The sequence below is a fragment of the Shewanella algicola genome, from assembly GCF_014648035.1.
In the GTDB taxonomy this organism is placed as follows: domain Bacteria; phylum Pseudomonadota; class Gammaproteobacteria; order Enterobacterales; family Shewanellaceae; genus Shewanella; species Shewanella algicola.
Map to the genome: position 1 here is coordinate 1 of NZ_BMQI01000082.1, position 11,359 is coordinate 11,359.

The following is an 11,359-nucleotide window of genomic DNA, read 5'->3' on the forward strand; positions in this document are numbered from 1 at the left end:
AGTCACCGATTGATTTTGAAATTTCTTTTAGAAAAGTGTCCGGTTGGACTTGACCAGAACACATCTTTATCAACTCAGGAATGGCAGTTATCTCATTGCTTTTTTGTTCTGTTTTAAGTTGGCCAAGTACTAATTTGTTTGATGAAGCATAGGCACTAATCTTGTGTATGGTACTGGCTCTGTCTTGACGATTGTATGACCCTCGAAGCGTTTTCTGTCGATAGCAATCACTTTGTCTTCAGTAAGCGTGTGTATCGATGACATCCAGTTGATAAAATATAGGTGAAATTGTTCTGGTACTATAGTTGATATGATACGAGCTAGAGTGTCATCAGCAGGAATGCCACTTACGAATAGGTTATTGTTTTAAACCAATCATGATGTCCAAGTATATATTCTCGAATATCAAACCAGCCTTTAGCGCCTGCGATAACAGCACATAGAGAACCAAACAGAACCTCAAAAAGGCAATAGGTCACTTTAGCCCCTTAGCGTTGGTCTGTTATGGATTGAAAAGTCTCTTTGAAGTGGTCAATATGCATGGTGAGCTCCCGAAAAACGGGAGTATAAGGTCATAGCTAAATGTTAACGTCAAAGAGTGTATTTAATTGACTGAAAAACGTTCGAGATCTCGCCCTGGACACTCGTAGTAAAAGCCTAGCTTGAAGCATATGTTGATGATTATTTGTATTTTAAGTTGTTTTCTGTGGCTAATTATCTTACAAAGGCTGTTGAGTATGCTGATGACTTAGACCATGGGTAATTTTATAGTGCAGCGCTAAAAGTGTACTCGAATCTAAAAAGAAGTATCGGTGAAAGTTAAATTAAGGATATTTCGATTAAAGAGTATGGTTTCAAATTCACATAACAAGCATTAGGCAAAATAATCCTGGATCAGACATACGTCCCTAATAGTTTTATTTAGTTGGGCGTATGATATTTATCTATCCCAAAATCCTCTCTAGGAAGATCTAGGTAATTATCAAGCATCACAGCTTCTCTATGCTTTTTTAAAGCGGTAACAGCAAATTTAAAGCAGGCCTCACATAAATCTAAATGGTATGTAGTGCCATCTTCTTTGGAACCATATCCCCCATGAAGCTTTAAGTTCACCAACTTCTTCATATTTATGACCAACTAAATCAATCATGACGCTGTTCCCACATACGTCACAAACACGATCGGTGACTATATTAACGAGCTACATTTGATAATGTTTCATATAAATACTCTGAATGATAATAATTTTTAAACAGCCTGCATTGTACATTATTAATATTTGTTCAACTAGGTGATACAAATAGAATTGTCCTCAAAATTTATAACACAGAATAGGGAATTTTATAACACAGAATAGGGAATAAACATGTTCGTTATTGAACTGAAGTAATGCTATTTATTTAGTTTAAATCGACTTTTTTACCAGACTGTTAATCAATCAACAACTTGATATTATTACATGATCAAGTTGTTGATTTTACCAAAGAACCAACCATCATCTCAATGGAAACCTGTGGTGGCTTGCTTGGAATATGAGTCATATGGTCATCAAGTTAAGTTAATCCCTGCTAATTATGTATAACCTTACGTTAAAACACACAAAATGAATTCATTGATCTGGATACCATTGCTGAAGCGTCCATGATGTCCAGCATGAGGTTTGCATCACCAAAAAGTGAAACCGTGCTAATTTGCCAATGTCATTCGCCGTATACGTTCAGGTTACATCAAAGAAAGAACTGCTAACATGAATAGAATTGGCTCTGTGTTGCTTGAGTTTGGTATGAGCTTTCCTAGAGGTCATGCTCATATGAAAAAACTGTTCCAATGGTTGGCTGATAAAGGTGAACAGATCCTTTTCACATTGATGGTTGAGTTGCAGGAATTACATGAATACTACAAGTATTTGAACACATTAAAATAAACAAGATAAGAAATTGGAGTTATTACTAAATGAAAACCATTGATGCAGTTACTACAAACAATACCTAGTATAGGGCCAATGACAGCTGCTTGTTGCCTATCGAATGTAGGATACGTATCAGATCAAGAGTGGTCAAAATTTTGCTGCTTGGATTAGTTTAGTTCCATTTCAACACTCCCAGGATAAGGCGCATTAAGATTAGGAACAACTATCGTTTTAAAACCTATGGTTAATAGCCGCTACAAGCAGATTTTATTTTTTCTCATTCAAAAAAGAAAGGCCGCGTCAAGCGGACTCTCTACTATAATGTTACGGATATTATTCTGTGTTATCTGGTGTTCTATAAATCTGTAACCAATGTCGACCAGCTGTACTTGTCGGAGGTGCAATCTCATGGTCTCTGATAGTACAGTATCGACCATATTTCGTTGTGATCGTATGATTTGTTGTATTCATTTTACACTCTTGAAAAGAGCCCCCGTCTCGATTAACTTTATTACCTGGTGCAATGTAAATAGCCATATAAATCTTGCCAATAGTTGAAGAGCAACATTACTCATATTTGACGTTGGGGTGATTGCAAAAAAAACAAGGCAACACCATAATAAATAAAGATGAGTTGTGATGTATTCGTCAAAATGAAAGCCAAAGCATATTAACGAAAAGCTAAATAGCAGTTTCCAATCAAATGACTCTCTCTGAACTAGACTGGTCCACGCGCAACGGTTTCACTTGTTGATTAATGATATTTCGTGAAAGTGAGCCTAAATGAATTAATTAATTCCTCAGTTTCTTGGCATAATAATATATTGAAATTAATTGAGACGACAATCATCCTGATGCAGGGGGATAGTAATAAAACCATTTAGTTATCAGCGGTCCATTATAAGTAAAGTTGTTGTGTTTCCGCAAAAGGTGGCCGGATCATCCAGGAATACACAGTAATCAACTTGATTAATGATCCATGCCTTTTGTTAAATTTTTTAATTTCTCGATTACCCATTGATGGATAGAACTATTATTTGTTCTAGGATGCCATGCGGCAACTACTTCAAATTTAGGAGGACAAAAATCTGTGACCAATGGCTCTACTTTTGTATTTGGAAGTAGCCATGATGGATAAAAGGCTACTAAATCAGTAGCGAAGATAATATCTGGGGCTGCGGAGAAACTAGGTAAAGACATTACGATATTTCTTTTTAACCCTTTCTCCGCGAACCAATCATCATGGGAACCTTTCAAGTTTGCTCTTGAAGGAGATATAATTAGCTGAGGTAGTTCAGCTATTTCATCTATTGATAACATTCGGTTCCTAAGGGGGGAATTAATACCGGCGATGAGTATGTGCTGTTCGATAAACAATGTTGATGTCATAAGTGAATCAGGTGCAAATTCTGGAAATGTCAGTGCCAGATCCAGTTCACCAGAGGAAAATAGATGACAAACATTATTTGACTCAAAATCTCGTATGATGATTTTTAAGTTCGGAGCTTCTTTACGTAATGCGTGTAAAAATTGGGGAAGTATTGATTGAATCGCATAATCTGTCGCACTAATTGTAAATACACCATGATAGCGCAACGGATTAAATGTCGATGGTTCGAGTAGTTTTTCTATGTCCAATAAAATATGACTAACATTCTCTCCTAGCTCAATAGCTAATGGGGTAGGCACCATAGTGTTACCTTGTCGAATAAACAAACGATCATCAAAAAGAGAGCGAAGTTTACGCAAGTGCTCACTTATAGCTTGCTGTGTTAGGTTCATTTTACTCGCGACGCGTGAAAGATTTCGCTCTTGAAGTAAATTCTCAAGTACACGAAGCTGCTTGAGATCAACATGATTTAAACCATTCATAATTGTAACCTAAACAAATAGACTTTGTTTCCAATTGTACCCTGCTTTTCTTAATATTCTCAATACACAAACAGTGTATTCAGACAAGGGAGCAAATATGTATAACTTAGGTACAAAATATATGCCGCAAGACGAGTATGGGCTGTTCATTGGTGGGCAGTGGGTTAATGGCAGTAGTAGCAATACTTATGAAAGCATTAATCCTGCGACAGGTAAGGTATTTACACAAATCACCCTTGCTAACTCTGTTGATGTTGATAAGGCAGTCGATGCTGCACAGAAAGCATTTCTTGAGTGGAAGAATACATCTACTATCGAAAGACAAAATATTTTACTAAAAATTGCGGATAAAATCCAAGAGAAAAAAGACTTTTTTTCGAGTCTAGAAGCTATGGAGACAGGTAAGCCTATTCGTGAAACATCATCTATTGATATTCCATTAGCAATCGACCACTTTCGCTACTTCGCTGGTGTTATTCGCTCACATAGCGATGAAGCTGTCATGATTAATGATGAAACAATGAGCCTAGTATTAAGTGAACCATTAGGGGTTGTTGGGCAGGTGATTCCTTGGAACTATCCGCTTTTAATGGCGGCTTGGAAGATAGCACCAGCAATAGCTGCAGGAAATACTGTAGTAATTAAGCCTTCTGAAATGACATCTTCAACCCTCTTAGAGCTATGTAAGATTTTTGAACAAACGCTACCAGCAGGTGTAGTAAATGTTATTACTGGTACTGGACAAGATGCTGGTCAAAGCTTGTTGGATCATCCTGGCATAAACAAACTAGCCTTCACCGGCTCAACAAATGTCGGATATGCTGTTGCAAAAGCTGCTGCAAATAAGCTTATTCCGGTAACTCTAGAGCTGGGCGGTAAGTCAGCCAATATCATATTCGAAGATGCAAACTGGGAGCGAGCACTAGATGGTGCGGCACTATCTATCCTTTTAAATCAAGGTCAAGTCTGTGAATCAGGTGCCCGTTTATTTGTTCAGGATACAATCTTTGAACGATTTGTCGGCGAACTAAAGAGCAAATTTGAAGCCGTGAAAGTGGGTGACCCTATGGATCCAGCAACTCAAATGGGGACACAAGTTAGCAAAACACAAATGGACCGTATTCTCGGCTATATCGAATTAGCTAGAGAAGAAGGCGCCACAATTTTGACTGGTGGTAAGCAGATTATAGACCGGAATCTTGAGAATGGATGCTTTATTGAACCAACAATCGTTATAGATGCAAACAACTCAATGCGTGTATCTCAAGAAGAAATCTTCGGCCCAGTGGTAATTGTTATTCCGTTTTCTACCGAAGATGAGGTTATTTCTGCAGCCAACGAATCTGAGTATGGGTTAGCAGGGGGGGTTTGGACCCAAGATATTAATCGTGCGTTACGTGTCGCTCGTGGAGTTGAAACGGGGCGAATGTGGGTAAATACTTATCACGAACTACCAGCTCACGCCCCTTTTGGCGGTTACAAAAAGTCTGGAATTGGACGCGAAACTCATAAGTCAATAATGGATGCTTATACGCAAAAGAAAAATATTCTCATTAGCTTAAATGAGAAACCAATGGGAATGTATTAATTAATAGGTGAGATAGATAATCATGATAGTAGATAAATTATTTGAGAGCGTCCAATTGGGGCCATACACACTACCTAACCGTATTTTTTTACCACCAATGACTCGCTCACGAAGCGGTCAACCTGGTGATGTACCTAATGCTTTGATGGGGGAGTACTTCACACAAAGAACTGGAGCTGGGTTCATGGTGACTGAAGGTACTCAGATTGAGCCTAGAGGACAAGGCTATGCATGGACACCGGGTATCTATTCAAAAGAGCAAATTGAAGGGTGGAAGTTAGTAACGTCAGCGGTCCATAACAAGGGTAGCATTATCTTTGCTCAATTGTGGCATGTAGGTCGTGTCTCGCACACAAGTCTGCAACCTAATGAGTCAGCTCCTGTTGCACCATCTGCAATACGTGCTGATACGGTAAAAGTTTTCATTGAAACTGGGCCTGGGGAAGGTGCACTAGCCGATCCAAGTGAACCCAGAGCGTTAGAGACCAATGAAGTAAAAGAACTGGTTAACTTATATGCGCAGGCTGCTCGCAATGCAATTGAAGCTGGTTTTGATGGTATTGAACTGCATTGTGCAAATGGTTATTTAATTAACCAGTTTATTTCCGAACACTCGAACAAGCGTACGGATGAGTATGGTGGCAGTTTGGAAAATCGCTTGAGATTTCTTAGAGAAGTGGTCGTTGCTGTATCTAATGTAATTGGTAGCCAACGTGTAGGGGTTCGTTTTGCACCTCTTTTTGCTAGCACAGAGGAAGAGCGCGTTTATCTAGGATTGGTGGAAAGTGATCCTTTTAATACATACGTCGAAGCCATTAAGGTGTTGGAAGATGCAAATATAGCTTATCTTTCGCTAGCTGAGGCTGATTGGGACAACGCTCCTGATTTGCCTGACGATTTTTATCGCGCAGCTCGTGAACATTTCTCTGGACGTATTTTGTATGCAGGGGCGTATACGATAGAAAAAGCATTGCGCGTTCTGGAAAACGGCTACGGTGACATGTTCGGTTTCGGGCGTCCGTTCATTGCCAACCCAGATTTACCAGAGCGTATCCGTAATGGTTGGTTGCTCAATAAGGTCGATCCATCCTCAATGTATGGGGGAACAGAGGTGGGGTATACCGATTATCCTGAATATTGTGAATAACTGCTAATGACTATCAGCCAGGGATGGCTGGTTTCATAGAGCATAAGAGTTATACTATCTATATTAAAGTCACTTGACCCCGCGAGTTGAGAACACGTTGGTGATTAGGTGTATTTGATATGGCAATATATTTTTGGTCGCTTTCTTATATGTATGTTTAGGCTGCATACAGATTACCAACTGAGTTTCTTCATTAAATTACTCGTACGATAGCGACTTAGCTATATGCCTCTTTTGTGACTCGTTGGGTCATATTATGAGCCTCTGCGGAACTATTATCGATACGATGAACTTTTTTCCTTCGTGAAATTGGGCTGGAAATCGGCTAGATATGCTTATTAAGCTAACGAACTTCAACTTGCTCTGCTGTAATTGTTGTGGCACTAGGTGTTAAACCTTGTTGCTCATGTTGAGTTATCTACCCATTTACCCATGGTCGATTTACCTATTTTCGTGGCCTTTGATGCTTCACCGATGTTGTGTTTTTTATTTAGGACTCATTGTATAGTGTATAGCTTCAATTTTATGCTCAGCCCTGAATGCTTTCCTGGTATTTGACTTTGTTTGCTCACCTCAATAACCGAGGTTCAGGCTTCGTCCCTTTAACAAAAAACCTTCCAGATTAGTCAAGAGTTAGATATCAACAATTATGGGTATAGTTTCAAAGTTTTCCAATATAACCACTTTGATTCATTTGGGGGTAAAATTCACTATGATAGAGTCTCGTTTCACTATAATATCCAGTAATATAGTTACCTAACTATTATCTTGAGTAGAACTAGCAACGAAGTCTCCCGTAGGCAAGCGTACCGCATGGGTGTGAGTTTTTTGATCACTGCGAATAATTCAATACTGAATCATTTCTGACTATTCATGAAGTGATAATGTACTGAACATATGTAGTTCTAAACACAGACTAAATCTGTATAGATAATATTCGCGATCTAGCCCGACTCCGTAGGCTTTCACTGCTGTTGATATTATAAGCATAATCAGTACCTATTTTTTAATTTGTGGCGTGATATTATCTAATATTCATTAATAGATCTTTACCGATGCGGTTCATAAGGATCGATAATATACATATGGCTTTTTTCGCTGGTTAGATCTAATTTTAAATTAACTGAGGATTAGTTCTTTAACAGTGCGAGCACCAAAATAAGCAACGGTCAATAACACAGCCCCTGTTAAAGTGTAAATCAATTCTGTGCGTATTTTACAACCAATAGTGTAGTGTTGTAATAACATTGCTGCATAAACAAGCCAAGCCAAAATCGATAGTACTGCTTTATGACCGATACCATCAGCAAAAGTGTTCTCGAAAAAAATGAATCCAGTTGCGATAGATATGCTCAGTAGCACGATTCCTATCATCACCAAGTGAAAGAGTTGTTTTTCTACTGTTAATAAAGGTGGTGTTATAGGGCTTCGAATAAACTCTTTATTCTTCAATTTATTCTGAATTGCGGATAATTGGATTGCATATAGTGCTGCTATCAATAATGTACTATAGCTTATCAATGACATAATTACGTGAGCGAAAATTTTAGGGTGTAAATCAAAGTGAGTAATGTAGACAGGCGGGACTAACCAAAGCAAGGCAACAGACATAACTGAGCAAGCATAAACTATTGGTACTACAATCATAAGTCTCAGCCGAAACATAAGCACAGTAAAAGTAAAAGTAATTATCCACATCACCAACGAAATTACATTAGTAAGGCTGAAATTTTGCCCATCTACCATAAATATGGAGTGTCCTAATATACCCGCATGTAATACGACAGCAATAGCTGCAGAAATAGTCACTGCTAAACGGTTGGGGCCATCGGGGTGCAATAGGCGACTAGATACTAACATAAGCGCAAGGCCGTAAAAAAAAATTGCCGAAGAACAAAAAATTACCATCAGAAATTACCCTATCCAGTTTTTAGTGATTGCCTACAAACAAACGAAGCAGGCACATGTTTTTCATAAATAATATGAGCATAGTGCGTAATTTAGCCTAGTAACAGTAGCCGTGATGAGTTTACAACGCTTAATCAACACTATAAATCAGAACTGCTGAGTCATCATAGTGATCCTCATCCAGCAGGAAGACTAAAATATTAAGTATAATCCGGCAAGATTTGCCCAAATGGGGTTATCTATCAAATGCTAATCCAGTTACTACTTCACTTAAACAGTCGCCGTGCCTCTATGAGAATTAAAGCCAATAAAACAGTGTGTCTATTTTGATATAAATATACTCTAATGATTTGATTACACAGAGTGTAAATATATTGGATTAGAAGGCTATTGTCTTATATGATCCGACTTATATTATGTATGATTGGGTATCAACTCTATGCTATTTAGTATGACTGCCAAGCTGGTAGAGTCCACATCTTGGCACAGGCACGACATTTTGGAGTGGTTTTTTTGTCGCTCTGGTTCTGGCCGACTTGAAAGCGAAGTAGGGACAATCGAGCTGCATCCAGGAAGAACTGTCCTCATAGCTCCAGGGACAAGTCATCGATTGGCATTTCAGCCTGGTGAGGATGCAGAGCTGAAAATTCTATGTATGAACAGCCACGATTTAGCTACCTATATTTCTCCTGCCCAGCGTGCACTTTTAGGGAGAATGAGATTTTCGCAAGTAAGGTATACAGACCATGATAAAAGCTTGTCTAATGTTCGAGAACTATCTGATTTGATTCGCGATGGGGCTGAGAGTATCAGTGCAAGAGACTTAGCCCTTTCCTGGGGAGCAGTAGGCATGCTACTGGCATTTGATATTGAAACTGATGATCTTGCTGATGACTACGTTTGGCATCGTTATAGTCAAAAAATTCAAGATATTAGAGATTGGATCGACACTCAGTTACATGAAAGTAACAGTCTAGAACAGGTAGGAAGAGAGTTTGGTCTTTCTAGAACCGTACTTACGCGAGAGTTTCGTCGTCATACTGGGGAAAGTTTTATTAATTATTGTAATTTGCGCCGAGTCGAAGTTGCTGCGACAATTTTGTCTGCAGGCAAGGGATCTATTACTCAAGTAGCCCTTGATAGTGGGTTTACTAACCTTAGCCATTTTTATCGACAGTTCAAAGCTGTATATGGGATGACTCCCGCAGCATTTCGCCGCCAGTCTACCAAGCAAGTATAGAACTAAAATTATGCCAATGTTTATATAGAAGAATATATTGGGGTATAGTATGCATATGCGCGAAATAGTCATTCCTAAACTCAAAGATTTCTATTGTCATGTTGTGTTATATAGATTGATCATATCTGTAGTCGCGACTATTGTTACTATCTCGTCAGAAGAGTTTTCTGGACATATTATTTTCTAATCAGAAGTTCACTTATTGTAGACTACAAGTCTAGTTATTGGTAAAATAGTAGAATGAAAGAAAAACATAAAGACACACGCCAGCGATTGTTAAATACTGGGCACAGGATGATGTTAGTTAAAGGATTCACTGGCGTTGGTATAAATGAAATACTGCAGGCAGAAGGGGTGCCTAAGGGATCTTTTTATCATTATTTTAAATCTAAAGAGCAATTTGGACAGTCTTTGTTGGATGAGTATTTTCAAGCATACTTAGCCGATATGGATGAACGCTTTTCTGATATAAGTTTAAAAGCAAATGATAGACTTATGGGATATTGGCAAAAATGGTTAGATGGATATTGTGAGCCTTGTGATGCTCAGATGTGTTTAGTTGTTAAATTAAGTGCCGAAGTTGCAGATTTGTCTGAGTTAATGCGTCAAACTCTTCATGACGGAGCTGATCTTATCATTAGTCGTATCGCTAGTTGTTTAGAGCAGGGCAAAGCTGATGGTTCAATACCACATCCAAATATTGATTCCTACAGAATTGCTACAGCACTTTACCAACTTTGGCTTGGAGCAAGTTTAATGAGCAAAATGTATGGTAATAATAACCCACTTAAAATTGCTTTGCTTACTACACAAGACATATTATCTTGCTAGATAAAATACAGTCTTGGTCGTATCTAAGATGCTAAATTGTGATTTTACATGGGATAGTTAAGATAAGCTTGTATTTAGAAGGATATTCTAGCTACTAAATCTAATTTATCTTGGCGTTTTGGTAATAATCCAATATCCAACCGGATAAACTTTACAGTTTTTCGTAATTTTACATGTAGACATCTATCTAGAATTGTTATTCTGTAGTATATTCCTGACTATAATATGAAGCCCGAATTCAACTCAGAAGTGTGACCGTCGGTAATTTGAGCTGCTAATAGTTTGAATAGACCTGCTTCCTGCTTAAAATTCAAACATCTCTTAGGTCGATAGTTATCTTGTTCTGCGCAAACAAAGTGTATTATCAAGCGTTTTAGCAATGATTTCATTATGAGAAAATTAGTGACAATTATCTACTGTATTGTGCACACATGTTCCTTGTACTGCATCAATAATTCGATAGTTGATTTAGTCACAGTCTCAGAAGCCCCCTCCGTCTTTATCAAGTAATGATATTTTTCTGCTCCACTCTCGCCACTATTGAACCTGTACTATACCTTGCCTAATACAGTACTAATATCTCAAGCTCTAAAATGCTCGCGGGTATTGACAATTGCAGGGCTAGACTCGGTAGAATGTGCCATTTTTAATAGCAGTAGCTTTCTTTTCTTGCCTATGTGATAGTGTTTATGCTCCTAAGTAGTTAGCTAGGTTGGCGCTTATTCCTTAGCGTAATGTAAATTCATTACCAGTAATACCTGTGAGATCTGTTCTGGACTCCAATTATGTACTAAATAGGAGTGTAACCCTCCCTTAAAATCAGAATGTTTTAAATAGAGTTTTCCATTTACACTAAACCAAATG

General features: G+C 38.2%; 7 protein-coding genes and 2 pseudogenes. 5 read left to right on the forward strand and 4 right to left on the reverse strand.

Annotation, left to right across the window (positions count from 1 at the left end; all coding sequences use genetic code 11):
* Window positions 1–61 precede the first annotated feature (61 nt).
* Window positions 62–542: pseudogene (locus tag IEY42_RS20880) on the reverse strand (ISAs1 family transposase); the annotation flags it as partial.
* Between the two features lie 379 nt (window positions 543–921).
* Window positions 922–1,125, reverse strand: a complete 204-nt coding sequence (locus IEY42_RS20885) for a hypothetical protein (RefSeq protein WP_229780225.1) — start codon at window positions 1,123–1,125, stop codon at window positions 922–924.
* A gap of 360 nt (window positions 1,126–1,485) precedes the next feature.
* Between IEY42_RS20885 and IEY42_RS22495 the strand changes: the two are divergent.
* Window positions 1,486–2,102: pseudogene (locus tag IEY42_RS22495) on the forward strand (transposase); the annotation flags it as partial.
* A gap of 776 nt (window positions 2,103–2,878) precedes the next feature.
* Here IEY42_RS22495 and IEY42_RS20895 read toward each other — a convergent pair.
* Complete coding sequence (locus IEY42_RS20895) at window positions 2,879–3,781, reverse strand: LysR family transcriptional regulator (RefSeq protein WP_188927132.1); 903 nt, start codon at window positions 3,779–3,781, stop codon at window positions 2,879–2,881.
* Window positions 3,782–3,878: 97 nt separating this feature from the next.
* Here IEY42_RS20895 and IEY42_RS20900 point away from each other — a divergent pair, with 97 nt between their 5' ends.
* Complete coding sequence (locus IEY42_RS20900; RefSeq protein WP_188927133.1) at window positions 3,879–5,369, forward strand: aldehyde dehydrogenase family protein; 1,491 nt, start codon at window positions 3,879–3,881, stop codon at window positions 5,367–5,369.
* A 22-nt stretch (window positions 5,370–5,391) separates the two neighbouring features.
* Window positions 5,392–6,516 (forward strand): alkene reductase, encoded by a 1,125-nt coding sequence (locus IEY42_RS20905; RefSeq protein WP_188927134.1) that lies wholly within the window; start codon window positions 5,392–5,394, stop codon window positions 6,514–6,516.
* Window positions 6,517–7,635: 1,119 nt separating this feature from the next.
* Here IEY42_RS20905 and IEY42_RS20910 read toward each other — a convergent pair.
* Window positions 7,636–8,424, reverse strand: a complete 789-nt coding sequence (locus IEY42_RS20910; protein WP_188927135.1) for a cytochrome C assembly family protein — start codon at window positions 8,422–8,424, stop codon at window positions 7,636–7,638.
* Window positions 8,425–8,875: 451 nt separating this feature from the next.
* On the opposite strand from IEY42_RS20910, the gene IEY42_RS20915 reads away from it, so the two are divergent.
* Both IEY42_RS20915 and curR read left to right on the forward strand, forming a co-directional pair.
* On the forward strand, window positions 8,876–9,664 hold the full coding sequence (locus IEY42_RS20915) for an AraC family transcriptional regulator (RefSeq protein WP_188927136.1): 789 nt from the start codon (window positions 8,876–8,878) through the stop codon (window positions 9,662–9,664).
* A gap of 240 nt (window positions 9,665–9,904) precedes the next feature.
* Window positions 9,905–10,495, forward strand: a complete 591-nt coding sequence (gene curR, locus IEY42_RS20920) for a TetR family transcriptional repressor CurR (protein ID WP_188927137.1) — start codon at window positions 9,905–9,907, stop codon at window positions 10,493–10,495.
* Window positions 10,496–11,359: the final 864 nt, after the last annotated feature.